General features: G+C 71.2%; 20 protein-coding genes, 1 pseudogene and 1 riboswitch. Of the genes and pseudogenes, 8 read left to right on the forward strand and 13 right to left on the reverse strand.

Going from position 1 to position 18966, the window contains the following annotated elements:
- Positions 1-68: 68 nt before the first annotated feature.
- The gene (locus ACFWBY_RS02005; protein WP_385330608.1) at positions 69-1385 is read right to left on the reverse strand and encodes a lipase family protein; all 1317 of its coding nucleotides are present in this window, start codon (positions 1383-1385) and stop codon (positions 69-71) included.
- 151 nt (positions 1386-1536) lie between these two features.
- Between ACFWBY_RS02005 and ACFWBY_RS02010 the strand changes: the two genes are divergently transcribed.
- From ACFWBY_RS02010 to ACFWBY_RS02030, 5 genes and pseudogenes are all read left to right on the forward strand, one after another.
- Positions 1537-2118: a GNAT family N-acetyltransferase gene (locus ACFWBY_RS02010; RefSeq protein ID WP_385330605.1), complete on the forward strand. Its 582-nt coding sequence runs from the start codon at positions 1537-1539 to the stop codon at positions 2116-2118.
- A gap of 169 nt (positions 2119-2287) precedes the next feature.
- Positions 2288-2560 (forward strand): CopG family transcriptional regulator, encoded by a 273-nt coding sequence (locus ACFWBY_RS02015; RefSeq protein WP_385330603.1) that lies wholly within the window; start codon positions 2288-2290, stop codon positions 2558-2560.
- A complete protein-coding gene (locus tag ACFWBY_RS02020) occupies positions 2557-2970 on the forward strand; it encodes a PIN domain-containing protein (protein WP_385330600.1) in 414 nt (137 codons plus the stop codon). The genes ACFWBY_RS02015 and ACFWBY_RS02020 overlap by 4 nt, the downstream gene beginning before the upstream one ends.
- A gap of 176 nt (positions 2971-3146) precedes the next feature.
- Positions 3147-3834, forward strand: a pseudogene (locus ACFWBY_RS02025) (DUF5753 domain-containing protein); the annotation flags it as partial.
- Positions 3818-4045 (forward strand): DUF397 domain-containing protein, encoded by a 228-nt coding sequence (locus ACFWBY_RS02030; RefSeq protein WP_385330598.1) that lies wholly within the window; start codon positions 3818-3820, stop codon positions 4043-4045. The pseudogene ACFWBY_RS02025 and the gene ACFWBY_RS02030, both read left to right, overlap by 17 nt.
- A gap of 161 nt (positions 4046-4206) precedes the next feature.
- On the opposite strand, the gene ACFWBY_RS02035 is transcribed toward ACFWBY_RS02030, so the two are convergent.
- The 3 genes from ACFWBY_RS02035 to ACFWBY_RS02045 form a co-directional block, all read right to left on the reverse strand.
- A complete protein-coding gene (locus tag ACFWBY_RS02035; protein ID WP_385330596.1) occupies positions 4207-4815 on the reverse strand; it encodes a hypothetical protein in 609 nt (202 codons plus the stop codon).
- Positions 4816-4894: 79 nt separating this feature from the next.
- A complete protein-coding gene (locus tag ACFWBY_RS02040; RefSeq protein ID WP_385330593.1) occupies positions 4895-5815 on the reverse strand; it encodes a haloalkane dehalogenase in 921 nt (306 codons plus the stop codon).
- A gap of 79 nt (positions 5816-5894) precedes the next feature.
- Positions 5895-6716, reverse strand: coding sequence for an SDR family oxidoreductase (locus tag ACFWBY_RS02045; RefSeq protein WP_385330590.1), 822 nt, complete (start codon positions 6714-6716; stop codon positions 5895-5897).
- Positions 6717-6810: 94 nt separating this feature from the next.
- Here ACFWBY_RS02045 and ACFWBY_RS02050 point away from each other — a divergent pair, with 94 nt between their 5' ends.
- Positions 6811-7434 (forward strand): TetR/AcrR family transcriptional regulator, encoded by a 624-nt coding sequence (locus ACFWBY_RS02050; RefSeq protein WP_385330588.1) that lies wholly within the window; start codon positions 6811-6813, stop codon positions 7432-7434.
- A gap of 59 nt (positions 7435-7493) precedes the next feature.
- On the opposite strand, the gene ACFWBY_RS02055 is transcribed toward ACFWBY_RS02050, so the two are convergent.
- The 6 genes from ACFWBY_RS02055 to thrC all read right to left on the reverse strand — a co-directional run bounded on the left by ACFWBY_RS02055 (position 7494) and on the right by thrC (position 13542).
- Complete coding sequence (locus tag ACFWBY_RS02055) at positions 7494-8132, reverse strand: hypothetical protein (protein WP_385330585.1); 639 nt, start codon at positions 8130-8132, stop codon at positions 7494-7496.
- 373 nt (positions 8133-8505) lie between these two features.
- Positions 8506-9114 carry a phosphoribosylanthranilate isomerase gene (locus tag ACFWBY_RS02060; protein WP_385330583.1) on the reverse strand — a complete coding sequence of 203 codons (609 nt, stop codon included), beginning with the start codon at positions 9112-9114 and terminating at the stop codon, positions 8506-8508.
- 178 nt (positions 9115-9292) lie between these two features.
- Positions 9293-10915 (reverse strand): chaperonin GroEL, encoded by a 1623-nt coding sequence (groL, locus tag ACFWBY_RS02065; protein ID WP_385330580.1) that lies wholly within the window; start codon positions 10913-10915, stop codon positions 9293-9295.
- A gap of 368 nt (positions 10916-11283) precedes the next feature.
- Positions 11284-11490, reverse strand: a complete 207-nt coding sequence (locus ACFWBY_RS02070) for a cold-shock protein (protein WP_008743607.1) — start codon at positions 11488-11490, stop codon at positions 11284-11286.
- Positions 11491-11885: 395 nt separating this feature from the next.
- Positions 11886-12164, reverse strand: a complete 279-nt coding sequence (locus ACFWBY_RS02075; RefSeq protein WP_385330577.1) for a ubiquitin-like small modifier protein 1 — start codon at positions 12162-12164, stop codon at positions 11886-11888.
- Between the two features lie 34 nt (positions 12165-12198).
- Entirely contained in the window at positions 12199-13542 is a 1344-nt protein-coding gene (thrC, locus tag ACFWBY_RS02080; RefSeq protein WP_385330574.1) for a threonine synthase, read from the reverse strand.
- Positions 13536-13694: riboswitch (SAM riboswitch) on the reverse strand. Its footprint overlaps the gene before it by 7 nt.
- A 186-nt stretch (positions 13695-13880) precedes the next feature.
- Between thrC and ACFWBY_RS02085 the strand changes: the two genes are divergently transcribed.
- Both ACFWBY_RS02085 and ACFWBY_RS02090 read left to right on the forward strand, forming a co-directional pair.
- Positions 13881-14858, forward strand: a complete 978-nt coding sequence (locus ACFWBY_RS02085; protein WP_385330864.1) for a glucosyl-3-phosphoglycerate synthase — start codon at positions 13881-13883, stop codon at positions 14856-14858.
- A gap of 41 nt (positions 14859-14899) precedes the next feature.
- Positions 14900-16255, forward strand: coding sequence for a trehalose-6-phosphate synthase (locus ACFWBY_RS02090; RefSeq protein WP_385330571.1), 1356 nt, complete (start codon positions 14900-14902; stop codon positions 16253-16255).
- Positions 16256-16350: 95 nt separating this feature from the next.
- Here the strand turns inward: ACFWBY_RS02090 and otsB are convergent, their stop codons facing one another.
- The 3 genes from otsB to ACFWBY_RS02105 all read right to left on the reverse strand — a co-directional run bounded on the left by otsB (position 16351) and on the right by ACFWBY_RS02105 (position 18901).
- Positions 16351-17205, reverse strand: a complete 855-nt coding sequence (gene otsB, locus ACFWBY_RS02095) for a trehalose-phosphatase (protein WP_385330568.1) — start codon at positions 17203-17205, stop codon at positions 16351-16353.
- A gap of 53 nt (positions 17206-17258) precedes the next feature.
- Entirely contained in the window at positions 17259-17507 is a 249-nt protein-coding gene (locus tag ACFWBY_RS02100) for a DUF3263 domain-containing protein (protein ID WP_385330565.1), read from the reverse strand.
- 92 nt (positions 17508-17599) lie between these two features.
- Positions 17600-18901 carry an extracellular solute-binding protein gene (locus tag ACFWBY_RS02105; RefSeq protein ID WP_385330562.1) on the reverse strand — a complete coding sequence of 434 codons (1302 nt, stop codon included), beginning with the start codon at positions 18899-18901 and terminating at the stop codon, positions 17600-17602.
- Between the last annotated feature and the right edge of the window lie 65 nt (positions 18902-18966).

Below are 18966 nucleotides of genomic sequence, written 5' to 3' on the forward strand. Positions count from 1 at the left end.
GCCGTCCCACGGCACGTCACGCACGTCAGGTCATGTCACGTCATGTCACGCAGGTCACGTCGCGCCGGTCAGGCGCAGTTGGACGGAGCCGGTCGGCCCGCGAAGCGGTCCGCGATCCAGCCCAGGTACTCCGGCTCCGCGACGTTGGGGATCGTCTGGTGCGTCGCGCCCTCGTACTTCGTGTACTGCACCACCGCGTCGTCGAAGCTGCAGGCCCGCCTGACGTACTCGTCGGTCGAGTTCGGGTTGATGACGGTGTCCGCCGTCCCCTGCATCACCAGGACCGGCGCCACCGCGGCGACCAGACCCGCCGTGTTCTCGCGGAAGCGCTGGTGCCACACCTCCGGCACCTCCGAGAGCGGCTGGAACAGCGTGTCGAGCTGCCCGACGTTCCCCACGTTGTTCTGGATCACGTCGGAGAAGTGCTCGATGCACGCCACCCCGTCGCCCCTGAGCGCCTCCAGGCCGGCCGGCTTCAGCACGTCCTCGGCCTTCAGCTCGGGGTACGCCGCGAGGAAGCCCCGGTAGACGTTGATGCGCAGGGCCGCGTTGTGGGCGGCGGAGGTCGCATCGGTCGGGCCGGGCAGCACCAGGCCCCTGAAGTCCGGACCCAGGTTGGCCGCGGGCGCCAGGGCCGCGATGCCCACCAGCTGGGTCTCCGGGGTGTACGAGCGGTAGTTCTGGGCGATGAACGCCGCCGCGCCACCGCCCTGCGACCAGCCCAGGACGGCGGTCTTGCGGTTCGCGCGGGTGTCGGTGATCTGGCGGGCCGCCCGGACCGAGTCCAGGACGTTGTTCGTCTCCGAGACGGCGACCGTGTATTGGTGCACGCCCGGGGTGCCCAAGCCCTGGTAGTCGGTGCCGACCACGACGTCACCGGAATCGAGGAACTGCGTCAGCGCCGGCACGCCGACGTCGATGCCCCACGGGCTGTCGTAGGTGAAGTAGTCCACCAGGTCGACGGCCGGCTTCGGCACCGCGGAGGGCGCGCACATGCGCGGTCCGCCCACGGTCCCGTGCGCCCAGGCCACGACGTTGCGGCCGTGGCGGGGCGCGGGGGCGTCGGGCCAGGCCACGATGCCCGAGACGGCCACGCGGGTCCCGCTCTGGAGGGTCGAGAGGTAGAGGATCCGGCAGGCCCGAGCGCCGTCGGGGGCGTCGACGCGGCGGGCCCAGATCAGGTCACCGTGATCGCCCTCGGGCAGCGGGGACGGCGGGTCGTAGAACTTCTCGCCCTCCGGGCCGATCGGTACGCCCGGCGCGCACAGGCCCTTGCCGCCCTTGCCCCCGTCCGGGTTCGTGCTCGCGGTGGCGCTCGCACCGCCGCACAGGGCCAGGATCGCGGCCACACCGGCGGCGGTGATCGCGGAAAGCCGTCGCTTCATCTCATCGTCCATTCACTCGGTACCGGACCAGAGAGTAGGAAGAAAGCGACAAACTGTCACCGACCGTAATGTTTTATGTCATTGTGTCGCAGGGAGCCCCGCAGGGACGTCCGAGCCTCTGCCGGGACCGCACGGACGGCATCATGTGCCGATGACCGACCCCATACCCCCCGTGGTCCCCACCGGCCGGATGGCCGCCCTCACCCAGCCGGCCTACACCCTGCCCGGCGGGATGCTGCTGCGTCCCTGGGAGCCCCACGACGCCCCCGCGCTCCTGGCCGCGTCCGCCGACCCGGACATCCGCCACTGGAACCGCCCGGACCACCTGACCCAGGACCAGGCCGTCACCCGCATCACCCGCTGGCGCGAGCGCTGGCACACCGAACGCGCGGCGATCTGGGCCGTCGCCCCCTCCGAGGGCAGCCGGGCCGTGGGCGTGATCGCGCTCGCCGACCTCGACCTGCGCGGCGGCAGCGGCGAAGTCATGTACTGGCTCCTGCCCGCGGGGCGCGGCGCCGGAGTCACGGCCGAGGGGGTGTCCGCCGTGACCCGCTGGGCCTTCGACGACCTCGGCCTGCACCGCCTGCGCATCACCCACTCCGTGGCCAACCCGGCCTCCTGCCGGGTCGCCCTCACGTCCGGCTACCCCCTGGAGGGCACCATGCGCGGCGCCCTCCTCCACGCGGACGGCTGGCACGACGAACACCTCCACGCCCGCCTGCGCACGGACTGAGCACGGACTGAGCGCGGACTGAGCACGGACGGCCCGACGGGTCACACCATCGGGCTAACCCCGGGCTGAAAGCACCTGGAAATCCTGCATATGCCAGGAGCCTATGCGCATATACCTCTCCGCCCCACACACCGTCCTTGGTGGTGGCATCGGAAGTAGCATGGGTGGCATGAGCGAGCCCACCCAGAAGTACTCCATCTCGATGCCCCGCGACATCGCCGAGGCCGCTCGCGCCCGCAGCGGCCCCTCCGGCCTCTCCGCCTACGTCACCGCCGCCGTGGCCCGCCAGATCGAGCGGGACAACCTCGCGGAGCTCATCGCCGTGGCCGAGGCGGAACACGGACCCATTACAGAGGAAGAGGTCGACGCCACCCGGGCGAGCATGCGCCGCGCCCACGAGGAGCAGCCCGACAGCCGCCCAGCGCGGAGGGACGTCGCATGACGCCGAAGCCGACCAGGCCCGGGGGCACCCTCGTGCTGGACAGCGAAGGACTCGCCAAGGCCGTACTCCGCGACCGCACCATCACTCGCTGGCTCGCCCTCGCCCTCGCCGACGACATGCGCGTCATCACGAGCACGGCCACCCTCGTCGAGGTCGTGCACCCGCAGATCAACATGCCCGCCCTGCAGTGGGCGCTGTCCCGTGTCGTGGTCGAACCCGTCACCGAGGAGATCGCCCTCGCCGCCACGGTCCTGCTCCGCGAAGCCGGCCTGCACGGGCACAAGTACGCCATCGACGCGATGCTCGCCGCCACCGCGCTCGCGGCGCCCGGCCCCGTCACCGTCCTCACCTCCGACCCCGAGGACCTCACCGCGCTCTGCGGCGAACGCCTCGCCGCAGTGAAGGTCTAACCCCCGGCTCGACCGTGGCCCACCCCTCGATCCCCGTCGGCCAGGGGGTCAGGGGTGGGCCCGCTCGTGGAGTACGGCGGCCAGCCGTAGCGCGCTGTCCAGGTTGCAGCGGCCCAGGTCGACCAGCGGCAGGCCGTACGACCCGGCGGCCGACACCCCACCACCCCGAGCGACGGGCGGGCACCCGCAGGATGACGCCGGAACTCGCCCGCCAGTTGAACGAAGTCCTGGGCACCGACGGCTTCTTCACCCGCAACTGCGGGGCCATGACGAAGTCCAAGTACCCCGACCACTCCGCGGAAGCGGCCGAGGCGGAGGCACTGGCGAAAGCCATCCGCGAGTACGCGCCGCTGCTCATCCCAGGGCTGCTGCAGACGGAGTCCTACGCGCGGGCCATCTTTCGCGCTTACCAGCCGACAGCACCAGAGCCGGAGATCGATGAGCTGGTCACGAACAGGCTCGCGCGCGCGGCCCTCCTCGCCGATCCAACACCACCGTTGTCGTGGTCCGTTTTTGGTGAGCGGTACTGCGCTGCAAGGTAGGCGGCCCACCTGTGATGGCAGAAGCCCTGCGCCACATCGCGTCCTTGATCCGGTCGCACCGAATCATCGTCCAGGTCATCCCGTTCAGCGTCGGCGCCCACGCCGCCATGGGCGGTTCGCTTCAGCTGATGTGCTTCGAAGACGCCTCCACCCTCGCGTACGTCCAGGCATCGGAACGGGCCAGCTGTTCGATGATCCAGCCACGGTCTCGCGCCACTTCCTGACCTACGATCTCCTCACGGCCGGTGCGCTGCCTCCCGCGCAATCACTTGCCATGATCGAGTCCGTGGCGGAGGGGTACGAGCATGACGCACCAGCCTGAGTACGACCTGTCGGCGGCCACTTGGCACAAGTCCAGCTACAGCGACGCCAGCGACGGCAGCTGCCTGGAGATGGCCACCTGGCGGAAGTCCACCCACAGCGCCGACTGCCACCCCGGCATCGTCCCCGTCCGCGACTCCAAGGTCCCCGACGGCCCCCAACTCGCCTTCGGCGCCCCCGCCTGGTCCGCCTTCGTCGCCGCCCTCGGCTAGGGCGTCTCGTTCGGATCTTGCCGGGCCCGTGACTCCTGGTACCGCACCTGGCCGCGTCGTCGGGGCGCCCCAGTACGTCCAGTACGCGACACGCCCCTCCGCCTTGCCATGCACGGCACCAGACGCCACGGGCTCGGCCGCCACGATACGAACGAGACGCCCTAGGCCGCCACCTTCGGCTCGGCGACAGCGGCCGCGCCGACCGGCCCGGCAGCCGGGCGGCCGCGGTAGAGCGGGGCGAGGGAGACCAGGAGGAGTACGGCGCCGAGGGGTATGAGGTCCTTGTCGGCGAAGGGCAAGGTCGTGTCGATGAGGACCAGGACGGGGGCCCACGGCTTGAGGATCCGGCGCGCTGCGAGCTGGGAGACCAGGATCAGCTGTCCGACGAAGAACAGCACCGGGCCGAAGTCGTAGAACACCGGAAGCATGCCGGGTATCTCCTGGACCCGTGCGAACAGCACCTCCATGGCGCCCCGGTCCGCTGACAGGAACCCGACCACGAGGTCGATGGCGAACTGCCCGCCGACGGCTATGGCTCCCGCCGCGCCGGTCCACAGGCCCACGGTGGACAGCCGGTTGCGGCCGGCCATCGTGCGCATCGCGGCGAAGCCCTGGACGAAGTAGGCGAGCGCGCCGAGGAAGCACAGGTGCCCGAGGCTCCACGCGAAGCCCGGCCCGCGGCTGCCGTCGAGACCGTCGATGATGCGGATGACGCCGTAGGCGCCCATCAGAACGGGGGCTGCGATGAAGGCTGTTCGCGGTATGGTCATGCCCACGAAGCTACGGGCGCGACACCCCGAGCCGCATCGGGTACCGACCCCTGAAATGCCCCCTAGGCCGACCCGGGGATCAATGGGGGAAGGGCTCCGTGTCCAGCGTCAACGGGAGGGGCTCGGGGATCCACAGCCCGTGCCGCCCGGCCCACTCCCGCACCGCCGCCGCGACCAGCAGCGGGTGGTCCTCGGGCGTGTGGTGCCCGGCCGCCACGTCGTCGTGCCGGGCGAGCTCCAGCCCCGCGATGTTCGCCGTACACCAGTCGACGGTCTCCGGTCCCGTCATGGCCCCGGGTCCCGGCGCGAAGGTCAGCAGCAGCTTGGGCACCTCCGGACTCGCCGCGAGCCAGGCGCCGTACGCCGCCACGCGGGCCACCACATCGGCGGGCTCCGCGCCCAGCGGCATGGACCGCGCCCACCGGAGCAGCGGGCGCCGGCTCTCCCGCGTCGGATACGGGGCCCGGTAGGCGTCCAGGTCGCGCGGGTCGAGCGGACCGGCGACGCTGCCGGGCAGCACCTGCTCCACGAAGGCGTTCTCGTCGAGGATCATGGCTTCGCCGACGCCGGGCGTCTTGACCGCCCGGAACAACGCGCGGCCGCCTTCGGGGAACTCCTCCCAGCTCATCGGCTTGACGATGGTTTCGGTGAACGCGATACCGCGCACCCGCCCCGGATGCCGGGCGGCCCAGTCGAAGGCGAGCGCACCACCCCAGTCGTGCCCGACGAGCACCACCTCGTCGAGGCCGAGGCCGTCGAGGAAGGCGTCGAGGTAGCGGGAGTGGTCGTCGAAGGTGTAGTCGATGGCGGGCTTGCCAGACGCCCCCATGCCGATCAGGTCCGGCGCGAGCAGCCGGCCGGGACCGCCGACGGCCGGCAGGACCCGCCGCCAGAGGTGGGAGGAGGTGGGGTTCCCGTGCAGGAAGACCACGGGCACACCGGTTGCGACTCCGGCCTCCCGGTAGTGGACCGTCGAGTCGAGTACGGGCTGTACGGGCATGGCTGCTGCTCCTCCTGAAGATGGACGGTGATGTGCTGGTGGCAGGCGCGCGGCCGCGCAGGGACCGGTGGGCAGCCGGTCAGCGGAACGCCGGTGCCGCGCGGTCCGCCCAGGCGGCGAAGGGGCGCGGGGCGCGGCCCAGGATCAGTTCGACGGCGGGGCTCACCGCGAGCTCGGCGGCGACGGGCGCGCCGAGGATCGACAGGGTGCCCTCGACCGCCGGCTCGGGCATGAAGGTGAGCATCTGTGCCCGGGCCTCCTCCGGGCTCTGCTCCACGAACCGCACCGGCTCGCCGATCGCCCCCGCGATCGCCTCGGCCCGCTCGCGCGGGGAGACCGGGACCGGTCCGGTCAGGTCGTGGACGGCTCCCTCGTGGCCCCCGCCGCGCAGTACGGCCGCCGCGACCTCGGCCACGTCCGCGGGGTCGACCGTGGGCAGGGCGACGTCCCCGAAGGGCGCGGCCGCCGTGCGGTGGGTGCGGATCGACTCGGCCCAGGCGAAGGCGTTGGAGTCGAGCCCGCCCGAGCGCAGGATCGTCCACTCCAGGCCCGACCGGCGGACGGCGTCCTCGAAGGCGGCCGGATGCCGGTACTGCTCGGGCCGGGTCCCGACCCCCTGCGAGGACAGCAGCACGACCCTGCGTACGCCGGCCGCCGCGGCCTCGTCGAGGAGCGCCCGCGGGTCCTCGCCCGCGACCAGCAGGAAGAGCGCCCCGGCCCCTTCGAGTGCGGGACGCAGGCTCCGCGGGTCGGCGAGGTCGGCCCGATGGTGGTGGACGCCGGCCGGCAGGGCGTGCTCCGGTGTCCGGCGGGAGACGGCGGTGACGCGCTCCCCCGCCGCCGCGAGGACCCGCACCAGCTCGCTGCCGACGTTTCCGGTCGCACCCGTGATGACGATCATGAAAGGCTCCCGCCCCTAAGATTGAGTTAGTCGACTGACTCACTCCTGGGACGACCATAGCCCGCCCGGGTGGCGCCCGTCTACACTTAGTCAGGTGACTTACTCAGATTCCGCGGCCCCCGGCCCGTCCGGCCCCGCCGAACCGTCCCGCCCGAAGGCCAAGCGCGGGGGCAAGCGCGAACGGCTCGCCGCGGCAGCGGCCCGCGTCCTGCACGAACAGGGTGTGGAGAAGACGACGATCGCCGACATCGCGCACGCGGCCGACGTCCCGCTCGGCAACGTCTACTACTACTTCAAGACCAAGGACCAGCTCGTCGAGGCGGCCATCGACGCCCACGCGCAGACCCTCGCGGGCCTGATCACCGCCCTTGACGCGCTCCCCACCCCCCAGGCTCGCCTCAAAGCCCTCCTCGCCGGCTGGGTGGGGCAGCGCGAAATCACCGCCCGCCACGGCTGCCCCACCGGCACCCTCGCCTCCGAGCTCGACAAGCGCGACGACGGCCTCGACCAGGCCCTCGCCAAAGTCATGCGGGTGCTGCTCGACTGGGCCGAGCAGCAGTTCCTCGCCCTGGGCAGGACCACCGACGCGCGCGAGCTCGCGGTGGCCCTGATCGCCTCCTACCAGGGCATCTCGCTACTCACCAACACCTTCCGCGACCCGGAGCTGATGGCCACGGAAGGCCGCCGCCTGGAGCGCTGGATCGATTCGCTCGCCTGACGCCCGGCCGCAGCTCCCAGCCGGCGGTCGGCCGGTGGTCGGCGATGGCCATCCGGTGGTCAGCCGGCCGGCCTCGGGACCACCGAGAAGGGGGTGTCGGTCGAGTAGGCGAAGGTGCCGGCCGGCAGGCAGTTCTCCGCCTCGACCGTCCCGAAGCCGTCGCAGTGCTGCTCCTTCAGGGTGAACAGGACGGTGTTGGTGTGCGGCCCGAGGGGCAGCGCCTTGAGCGGTGGCGAGGCGACGACCGAGAACGGGAGACCGTCGGTGCCGACGAAACCGGTGTGCAGGACCCGCTTCTTCCCGTACGTGAAGCTCCGCTCCTGCGGGGTGCCGATGTCGTTGATGTAAGTGGCACTGACGAACTTGGAGTCGAAGTCGTCGATCGGATCGGGCCGGGACGGCGTGTAGCCCTCCGGATAGACGGCCTTCTCGGCACTCGGCGCCGTGACCCACGCCGGCGCGGTCCTGACCCACTTCTCCTTGGCGTAGGTCTCGCGGCAGGAGGGCGGGCCGATGATCCGCTCCTTCACGCCGAGGAGCTCGTTGACGTCGACGCCGTCGGAGTCGAAGCAGTGCGGGACCTGCGGCTCGGGCCTCGGCAGCGGCGCGGCCTCGGCCGGCGCCGTCGCGGCGGCGCCCCCGAGCGCAGCCACCAGCAGGGACGGGACGACCGCGGCGAGGAAGCGTGCTCGGTTCACCGGGTACCACCTTTCGATGTCGGCGTTTGTGGCGTCGGCCAGCCGACCACCCCCCTGGGCCCGGCCCCCGGCGACACCTCCCGCGAACGGCCGGACGGCGCAGCCGAACCACCCCGGCGACGCCGCGCCCCCGGCGTGCTCAACCGTGCGGCCCGCCCGCTCGGCCGCCGACCCGCCCGCTCGGCCACCGACCCGGCCTTTGGGCCGCCGACCCGCGCCGGCAGCCGGCCCAGCCGTGGGGCCGCCGGCACCCGCCGCCCGGTAGCCCACCCGCCGGCCAGTGCCCCATCCTCCGCCCGGTAGCCCATCCGCCGCCCGGTAGCCCATCCGCCGGCCAGTGGCCCACCGCCGGCCGGCCGCCCCCTTCAGCCGGTCAGCCGCCCGCGCCCCGGGCCGCCGCGACGAAGGCGCGGATCAGCTCAGGGGACTTGACCCCGCGTTCCCGCTCCACCCCGCTGGACACGTCCACGCCCCACGCCCCGGTGACCGAGAGGGCCTCCCGCACGTTCCTTGGATTCAGCCCGCCCGCCAGCAGCCACCGGCCGCGCGGCGCGGTGAAGTCCGGCGATCCCCAGTTCCACGGCTTGCCGGAGCCGGCGTCGGGGGCGTCGATCAGCAGCAGGTCCTCCCCGTACTCCCCTACGGCGGGCACCGCGCGGGCCGTGGCCCGGATCAGCGTCCGGCCCTCCGCACGCAGCACCTCGTAGAACTCGGGCCCCTCGTCCCCGTGCAGCTGCACGGCGCGCACCCCGCTCTCCTCGACGAGCCGCCGGACCTCGTCCACCGGCTGCCCCCGGAACACCCCGACGGTGAGCACCCCGGCGGGCACCCGCGCCGCCAGCTCCCGCGCGGCGGCGGCGTCGATCGTGCGCACGGTACCGGCGGCGAGGATGAACCCCACGGCATCGGCTCCCGCCTCCACGGCGGTGTCGATGTCACGCGCGGTCTTCAGACCGCAGATCTTGACGAACGGCTCAGTCATGCCATCAGTCAACCAAACCCGGCCGATCCGTGGCGATGCGTCCCACGGGCCGCGCAGTCTCCACCACCAGCCTCGACACCACCGGCTTCCAAGGACGCGCGAACGCCCGAGGGCGGCACCCCTTCGTGGAGAAGGGGTGCCGCCCTCGGTACGAGAACAGCCGATCAGCCGGGGCCGATCAGAAGTCCATGTCACCGCCCGGCATGCCGCCGCCGGCAGCGGCGCCGGCCTTCTCGGGCTTGTCGGCGATGACGGCCTCGGTGGTGAGGAAGAGGGCCGCGATCGACGCCGCGTTCTGCAGCGCGGAACGGGTGACCTTCGCCGGGTCGATGATGCCCGCGGCGATCATGTCCACGTACTCGCCGGTCGCGGCGTTCAGGCCCCAACCGATCTGCAGGTTGCGGACCTTCTCCACGACGACGCCACCCTCGAGACCACCGTTGATGGCGATCTGCTTGAGCGGGGCTTCCAGGGCCAGGCGCACGGCGTTGGCGCCGGTCGCCTCGTCGCCCGTGAGCTCGAGCTTCTCGAAGACCGCGGAAGCCTGCAGCAGGGCCACGCCGCCACCGGCGACGATGCCCTCTTCGACGGCCGCCTTCGCGTTGCGAACGGCGTCCTCGATGCGGTGCTTGCGCTCCTTGAGCTCGACCTCGGTCGCGGCGCCGGCCTTGATGACGGCCACGCCGCCGGCCAGCTTCGCGAGGCGCTCCTGGAGCTTCTCGCGGTCGTAGTCCGAGTCGGAGTTCTCGATCTCGGCGCGGATCTGGTTCACGCGACCGGCAACCTGGTCGCTGTCACCGGCACCGTCGACGATGGTGGTCTCGTCCTTGGTGATGACGACCTTGCGGGCGCGGCCGAGCAGGTCGAGACCGGCGTTCTCGAGCTTGAGGCCGACCTCCTCGGAGATGACCGTGCCGCCCGTGAGGATGGCGATGTCACCGAGCATGGCCTTGCGGCGGTCGCCGAAGCCCGGAGCCTTGACGGCGACGGACTTGAAGGTGCCGCGGATCTTGTTGACGACCAGGGTCGACAGGGCCTCGCCCTCGACGTCCTCGGCGATGATCAGCAGCGGCTTGCCGGACTGCATGACCTTCTCGAGGAGCGGCAGCAGGTCCTTGACCGAGCCGATCTTCGAGTTGACGATCAGGATGTACGGGTCGTCGAGGGACGACTCCATGCGCTCCATGTCGGTGGCGAAGTACGCCGAGATGTAGCCCTTGTCGAAGCGCATGCCCTCGGTGAGCTCGAGCTCCAGACCGAAGGTCTGGGACTCCTCGACCGTGATGACGCCTTCCTTGCCGACCTTGTCCATGGCCTCGGCGATGAGCTCGCCGATCTGGGTGTCAGCGGCGGAGATGGAGGCCGTCGAAGCGATCTGCTCCTTGGTCTCGACATCCTTCGCCTGCTCCAGCAGGGCGCCGGAGACGGCCTCTACGGCCTTCTCGATGCCGCGCTTGAGGGCCATCGGGTTCGCACCGGCGGCCACGTTGCGCAGGCCCTCGCGGACGAGCGCCTGGGCCAGAACGGTGGCGGTGGTCGTACCGTCGCCGGCGACGTCGTCCGTCTTCTTGGCGACTTCCTTGACCAGCTCGGCGCCGATCTTCTCGTACGGGTCCTCGAGCTCGATCTCCTTGGCGATGGAGACACCATCGTTGGTGATCGTGGGCGCGCCCCACTTCTTCTCAAGGACGACGTTGCGACCCTTGGGGCCAAGGGTGACCTTGACGGCGTCGGCGAGCTGGTTCATCCCACGCTCGAGGCCGCGCCGGGCCTCCTCGTCGAACGCAATGATCTTGGCCATCTGAAGTGGTCCTCCCGGACAGCGGTGGATTGCTCCCGGACCGCGCCCGCGCCCGCGACGGACGGCCTGCGTGCCCGGCGGTTCCTTCCCACCGGACCCTGCGGGCCTCACCGACCCGGTCCTCGTTTAGTAGCACTCTCACCAGGAGAGTGCTAACGCCAATGATTAGCACTCGGCACCCCCGAGTGCAAGCGGCTTCGGCGAAACGCCGTGGAAAACCCAGGCGGGACAAGGGTCGCGGCCGCCCACGCACGAGGGGCCCGCATCCCCTGTCCGGGATGTGGGCCCCTCGTGTGCGTGCCGTCGTGCCGTCGTAGGCGGCCCCTGTGCGCGGCCGCGGTACGTGTCGGTGGTCGATCGCGGTCGGACTAGCCGGCGGCGAGCTTGACCATGTCCGCCTGCGGACCCTTCTGGCCCTGCGAGATCTCGAACTCGACCCGCTGACCCTCTTCAAGGGTGCGGTACCCGTCCATCTGGATGGCGCTGTAGTGGACGAACACATCCGCACCACCGTCGACCGCGATGAAGCCGTAGCCCTTCTCCGCGTTGAACCACTTGACGGTGCCCTGAGCCATGCCTAACTCCCCTATTACTGGCCCTTGCGCGGGACCGCACTTCGCGATCCCGGGTCAGAACTTGCGCCGGAACGCCTCGACCGGGGCTGAATGTATCCGCACCGCTGCTGTCTGCAACAGGTCATTCCGACGAGAATTCTGGACACGCCAAAAGATAGAAATAGGGTGAAAACCGGGAATATTCCAGGGCAACTCGGGCCGGACAAACCACGCCAAGTACCCATACCACGCTTGCATGTTGACTCAATGTCAACCCTCACGCGGCCCGCTCATATGCGGCGGGCAAGTACAGCGGAGGGGACTTCCCCAACCCTACCGCGCCCAACCCAGCAGAATTGCCCCCTCCGTTTATTACCGGAGGGGGCAATTCAGCGTTCTGGGTCAAGAGCGGGGTGTCAGCAGCCGCCCGCCACCGCGGGAATGATGGAGACGCCCGCACCGTCCGGGGTGGACGTCTGGAGCCCGCCCTCGAAGCGCACGTCGTCGTCGTTGACGTACACGTTGACGAAGCGGCGCAGCTTGCCCTGGTCGTCCAGGACGCGCGCGGCGATGCCCGGGTGGCTCTTCTCCAGGGACTCGATGACCTCGGCGAGGGTCGCGCCCTCGGCGGAGACCTCGGACCGGCCGCCGGTGTAGGTGCGCAGGATGGTGGGGATGCGGACGTTCACGCTCATGGCGCTACTGCCTTTCCGGGTGCGGGGAGGGAGATCAGACCAGGCCGGCGGCGCGGAACGCGTCCAGGCTCGGGCGGATGGTGGCGGTCTGACCGCTGTCGGCGGCCACCGCCTCCAGGGTCTTGAGGCCGTCACCGGTGTTCAGGATCACGGTGGTCAGCGAGGGGTCGAGCTGCCCGTTCTCGATGAGCTTCTTCGTCACGCCGACGGTCACGCCGCCCGCGGTCTCGGCGAAGATGCCCTCGGTCTGCGCGAGGATCTTGATGGCCTCGACGACCTGGGTGTCGTTGACGTCCTCGACGAAGCCGCCGGTGCGCCGCGCGATGTCCAGGACGTACGGGCCGTCCGCCGGGTTGCCGATCGCCAGCGACTTCGCGATGGTGTTCGGCTTCTGCGGGCGGACCACCTCGTGCCCGGCCTTGAACGCGGTGGAGACGGGCGAGCAGCCCTCCGCCTGGGCGCCGAAGATCTTGTACGGCTTGTCCTCGACGAGACCGAGCTTGATCAGCTCCTGCAGACCCTTGTCGATCTTCGTCAGCTGGGAGCCGGACGCGATCGGGATGACGATCTGGTCGGGCAGCTGCCAGCCGAGCTGCTCGCAGATCTCGTACGCCAGGGTCTTGGAGCCCTCGCCGTAGTACGGGCGCAGGTTGACGTTGACGAAGCCCCAGCCCTCGCCCAGCGGGTCGCCGATGAGCTCGGAGCAGAAGCGGTTCACATCGTCGTAGTTGCCCTCGATGCCGACGAGGTCGCCACCGTAGACACCGGCCATGACGACCTTGCCCTGCTCCAGGTCGTGCGGGATGAAGACGCAGGAGCGGAAGCCGGCCCGCGCGGCCGCGGCGCCGACGGCGCCGGCCAGGTTGCCGGTGGAGGAGCAGGAGAGGGTGGTGAAGCCGAAGGCGCGGGCGGCCTCGACGGCGATGGCCACGACGCGGTCCTTGAAGGAGTGCGTCGGGTTGCCGGAGTCGTCCTTGACGTACAGCTTGCCGGTGACGCCGAGTTCCTTGGCCAGGTTGGCCGCGTCCACGAGCTTGGTGAAGCCCGGGTTCAGGCTCGGCTTGGAGGCCACGTCCGCCGGGACGGGCAGCAGCGGCGCGTAGCGCCAGATGTTGTCGGGACCGGCCTCGATCGCGGCGCGCAGCGCCTCGGGGTCGCCCAGGGGCAGGTCGTAGGCGACTTCGAGCGGGCCGAAGCACTCGGCGCAGGCGAAGATCGGGCCGAGATCGAAGCGGGTGCGGCACTCACGACACGAAAGGCCGGTGGCGGGACCGAGATCGACAGAGGCGCCGGCGGTGCCGTTCTCAACGGTGGCAACGGTTTCGGCAGAGGTTGCGACAGACTGTGCAGCCATGATGGCGAGGCCCTTTCTCCTCATCTTCCCCATGGCGCACTTCGCCATGAGACGGAATTGGCACCTTCCCTAGCCGGGGACCTCGCTGACGTCGCTGACGTACGCGATCGCGAGAACCGACTGGAGGGTTGCCGGGGCTTCAACGGGCCGTGTCCCTCTGCCCCTCTGGATGAGCGGTATGGCACCGGGCAACGCGCTCTGTGGCGCGCCCGGGCGTTTGTACGCGGGGACCCCCGGCATGCGGTGGACCTTCGCGTTGTTCAAGACTGTAACCGAAGGCCCGGGCGGTTGAGACAGCCGTCCGAACCGCGAGATGGATCACAATTCGGTCCAAAACATGGATGAACCAGGGAGTGCTGAAGGTGCTGGAAGAGGTGGAGCGATGGCTGGCGGACCGCTCCTGGTCCGCAGCCGACCGACCGCTCGACCAGCTGCTCTCCGCCAAGCGGGCAGCGGGGACCACGGTGAGCGTCGTGTTGCCGGCGCTCGACGAGGAGGCGACGGTCGGCGCCATCGTCGAGGTGATCCGGCGCGATCTGATCGAGGGACTTCCGGTTCCGCTGGTCGACGAACTGGTCGTGATCGACTCGGGCTCCACCGACCGTACGGCGGAGGTCGCGGCGAAGGCCGGCGCCCGCGTGGTGCACCGCGACGACATCCTGCCGCGGATCCCCGCCCTGCCCGGCAAGGGCGAGGTGCTGTGGCGCTCGCTGCTGGCGACCACCGGTGACATCGTCTGCTTCGTCGACGCCGATCTGCGCGACTTCTCCTCCGCCTTCGTCTCCGGGATCGTCGGCCCGCTGCTGACCGACCCGGACGTGCGGTTCGTGAAGGCGATGTACGACCGCCCGCTCGTCACGGAATTCGACGGATCCGCCGAGGGCAGGCTGCACGGCCAGGGCGGCCGGGTCACCGAGCTCGTGGCCCGGCCCCTGCTCAACCTGCACTGGCCGCAACTGGCCGGCTTCGTCCAGCCGCTGGGCGGCGAGTACGCCGTCCGCCGCGACCTGCTGGAAAGGCTGCCGTTCCCCGTCGGCTACGGCGTCGAGCTGGGCCTGCTGGTGGACGCGCTGCACACGGTCGGGCTGAGGTCGCTGGCCCAGGTGGACGTGGGGGTCCGGCTGCACCGCCACCAGGACGGGCAGGCACTGGGGCGGATGGCCGCGGCGATATACCGCACGGCGCTGGTACGGCTCTCGCGCGGACACCTCCTGCGGCCGGAGCTGACGCAGTTCGAGCGCGGGCCTGACGGTTTCGTCCCGCACACGCACGCCGTGGACACCGAGGAGCGGCCGCCGATGCTGGACATCGAGGAGTACGCGCGCCGTCGCGTGGCGTAACCGGACGTTTGACCGGACGCGGGGCGGGCTAGGTTCGCCGCATGGCTTCCCAGGTGCTCGTCGCCGCGAACCGCGGCCCCCTCTCGTACGCCCTCGACGCGGACGGCGCCCTCAGCGCGCGCCGGGGCGGGGGCGGTCTGGTCTCGGGCCTCTCCGCCGCCCTCGCGGAGCAGCCGGGGGCGCTGTGGATCTGCGCGGCGCTGTCGGACGCGGACCGGGAGGCGGTACGGCGGGGCGTGGCCGAGCCGGGGGTGCGGATGCTGGCCGTCGACCCCGCGGTGTACGACGACGCGTACAACGGCATCGCGAACTCGGTGCTGTGGTTCCTGCACCACCACCTGTACGACATCCCGCGCGAGCCGGTCTTCGACGCGGAGTTCCGGCGGCGCTGGGCCTCCTACGTGACGTACAACGGGGCGTTCGCCGAGGCCCTGGCCGAGGAGGCGGCGCAGGGCGCCTGCGTCCTGGTCCAGGACTACCACCTCGCGCTGGTCCCGGGCATGCTGCGGGACCTGCGCCCGGACCTGCGGATCGGGCACTTCACGCACACCCCGTGGGCGTCCCCCGACTTCCTGGGCATGCTCCCCGACGACATCCGCGGGCAGCTGCTGTGGGGGATGCTCGGGGCGGACCAGGTGGGTTTCCACACGGAGCAGTGGGCGCGTGAGTTCACGGCGTCGGCGGAGCCGGGGGCGCCGGTGGCGGTGTTCCCGCTGGGCGTGGACGGGGACGAGCTGCGCATGCTGGCGCACCGGCCGGAGGTGGACGCGAAGCTGGAGGTGCTGCGGGAGCAGACCCGCGGCCTGAGGACCATCGTGCGCGTGGACCGCACGGAGCTGTCGAAGAACATCCTGCGCGGCCTGCTCGCCTACCGGGAGCTGCTGACGGTCCACCCCGAATGGCGCGGCCGGGTGGTGCACCTGGCCTCGGCGTACCCGTCCCGGCAGGACCTGGAGGCCTACCGCTCCTACACGCGTTCGGTGGAGGAGCTCGCGGCCTCGGTCAACGAGGAGTTCGGCACGCCCGACTGGCAGCCGGTGGTGGTCTCCGTCGAGGACGACTTCGCGCGCTCGCTGGCGGTGTACCGGATGGCGGACGTGGCGCTGGTCAACCCGGTGCGGGACGGGATGAACCTGGTGGCGAAGGAGATCCCGGTGGTGTCGGACGCGGGGTGCGTGCTGGTGCTGTCGACGGGGGCCGGGGCGTACGGGGAGCTCCGCGAGGACGCGCTGACGGTGAACCCGTTCGACGTGACGCAGACGGCGCAGGCCCTGCACACGGCACTGTCCATGCCGTCCGCCGAACGCGCGGACCGGACGAAACGCCTGGCCGCGGCGGCGACCGCCCTCCCCCCGGCGCAATGGCTCAGGGCCCAACTGGACGCCCTGCGGGGCTAGGCGGTCCCCTTCGGATCTTGTCGGCCCGGGAAGATCCGAAGGGGACGGCCCGAGGGCTGTCCCGTGGGCCGGGCCGACGGCTGGGCGGTCCGGCGTCAGGAAGGGGACGCGATCGCCGCGGCCAGGGCGGCCAGGAGGGCCACGACCTCGCCCGGGCCGGACACGGTCAGGTCCGCGCGCGCCGCGAGTTCCGGGACCTCCGCGGAGCCGCTGCACACCAGCAGTCCCGGCACCCCCTCCGCCCGCAGCTTCTCCACCGCCGAGAACGCCGCGAGGTCACCCAGGTCGTCCCCCGCGTACAGCACGGACGAGGCCCCCACCTCCGCGAGGTACTCGCTCAGCGCGACGCCCTTGTCCATCCCGGGCGGCCTCAGCTCCAGCACCGCCCGGCCCGGCTCGACCATCAGGCCGTGGCGGGCCGCCAGCCCCGCCAGGGGCTCGCGCAGGGCCTCGAAGGCCGCCGCCGGGTCCTCTGCCCGGCGGGTGTGCACCGCAAGCGCCCGGCCCTTCTCCTCGATCCAGGTGCCGCGCCACGCGCCGATCGCGTCCAGGAACCCCGGCAGCTCGGCCCGTACCGCCGCGACCCCGGGATGTTCGGCCGGCGCGTGCACGATGCCGGTCACGGCGTCCCAGCGCTCGGCTCCGTAGTGGCCGAGGACCACGAGGTGCTCCAGGCCGGGGACGCCCGCGAAGCCCCCGTAGCGGACGGCGACGCCCGCCGGGCGGCCGGTGACGACCGCGACCGATCCCACCACGGGGGCGAGCGCGGAGAGCGCGCCGACGGCTCCGGGGTGCGCCCGGGCCTGGTCGGGGTCGGCGACGATGTCGGCGAGGGTGCCGTCGAAGTCGAGGGCGACGACGGCGCGGTGCGGTGCGTGCAGGAGGGCTTGGAGTCCCTCGCGTCCGGCGGCGGTCACGGGCATCGGCAGATCGTGCGGATGGCTCCCCATACGCTCGACCCTAACGGCCCCGCCGGGCCACGGCTACGGCGCGCGGCAGACCGCTACCGCCGGGACCGCTGGGCTTCGCGGATGCGTCGCAGGCGGTTCACGGTGCCGGGGGCGTGGCGCAGCGCCCTCGGATCGTCCATCAGCGCGTTGAGCAGCTGGTAGTAGCGGACCGGGGACATTCCCAGACCTTCCCGTATGGCCCGCTCCTTGGCGCCGGGGCCGGGCCAGGTGCGCCCCTCGTAGGCGAGCACCGCCGCTTCGTCGGCGCTCAGCCCGGCCGGCGGCCGCCCCTCGTCCGTCATACGGCCAGATTAACGCCGCCCACCGACAGCCGGCGCGGCGGCCGGAGGGGCGCCACCGACAGCCGGCGCGACGGCCTGCGGGGCCCCACCGATCAGCGCGGGTCGTTCTTGCGCGCGGCCTCCGCTATGTCGCCGAGGATCTTGGCGGGCTGCCCGCCCGGCTGCACGCTCTTGCCGATGTTCTGCTTGACGTCCTCGCTCACGCCCGCCCAGGACTTCTTGCCCACCGGGTACAGCCGTGCGTTCGGCAGCGCCTGCAGGAAGGTCTTCAGCTGCGCGGACGAGGTCCCCGTGGCGGCCTCCGTCTCGCGGTAGCCGCTGGTGGTGACGGGCAGCAGGTCGTACTTCCCGGTGAAGGCGGTCACGTTGGCCGGCTGGTACAGGAAGTCCAGGAACTGCCCGGACTCCTTCTTGTGGCCGGTCTTGAAGGCCATGACCCAGTCGGCGACGCCCATCGTGGAGTGATCGGTCCCGTCGGCGGTCGGCATGGGGGTCATGCCGTACTTCACGCCCTTTTCTGCGGCCTGCTTGAGCAGCGTGGGGTGCCCGTTGAGCATGCCGACCTCGCCGCGCGTGAAGGCGTCGAAGGCGGCCTGCCGGTCCAGCTTGGACGGCTCGACGGGGCCGGTCAGGCCCGGTGCGACGAGCTTGTCGCGCAGGTACTCGAAGGTCTTGACGTTGTCCACGGAGTCGATCGAGTACGCCTCCTCGTTGTCGCTGTACCCGCCGCCGCCCGCGAGCATCCACTGCATCGTCTCGGCCTGCGCCTCCTCGCGGCCCAGGGGCAGCGCGAAGGGCGTCGGGACCCCGGCCGCCTTGAGCTTCTTGGCGGCCGCCTCCAGTTCCGCCCAGCTCTTGGGCTGCCAGGGGCCCTTGGCGTCCTTGGGGATGACTCCGGCGTCGGAGAGCAGCTTCTCGTTGTAGAACATCAGCCGGGTGCTGGCCACGAAGGGCATGCCGTACTGGACGCGCCTGACCTTGCCGGCGTCGGCGAGCGGCGCGAGGAAGTCGGCCTCGGTGTTCACGGAGAGCAGTTCGTCGGCGGAGTAGAGCTTGCCGTCGGCCGCGTAGTCGGCGTAGGCGCCGATCTGGGCGACGTCGGGGGCCTTGCCCTCCTTGACCATCGCGGCGACCTTCGCGTCGACCTCCGACCAGGAGTAGACGTCGACCTGGACCTTGATGCCGGAGTGGTCCTTCTCGAAGGCCGTGGCGAGGCTCTTCCAGTAGCCCTTCGAGGAGTTCTCGGGATTGTCCCCGTAGTCGGCCGCCACGACCCGCAGGGTGACCTCGTTGTTCCCGGTGAGGCCCGACACGGCGCCGCAGCCGGTCAGCGTCACGGTGGTCAGGCACAGTGCGACGCCGGACGCGGCGAGCTTCAGGTTTCGGGCCTGCACAGTTCGCGCCTTCACAGTTCTCGCTCCACCCCAGGTTGTTCCGTACGATTCGCGTAAAGGTCTAC

This window comes from Streptomyces sp. NPDC060049, assembly GCF_042736715.1.
Classification (GTDB): Bacteria; Actinomycetota; Actinomycetes; order Streptomycetales; family Streptomycetaceae; genus Streptomyces.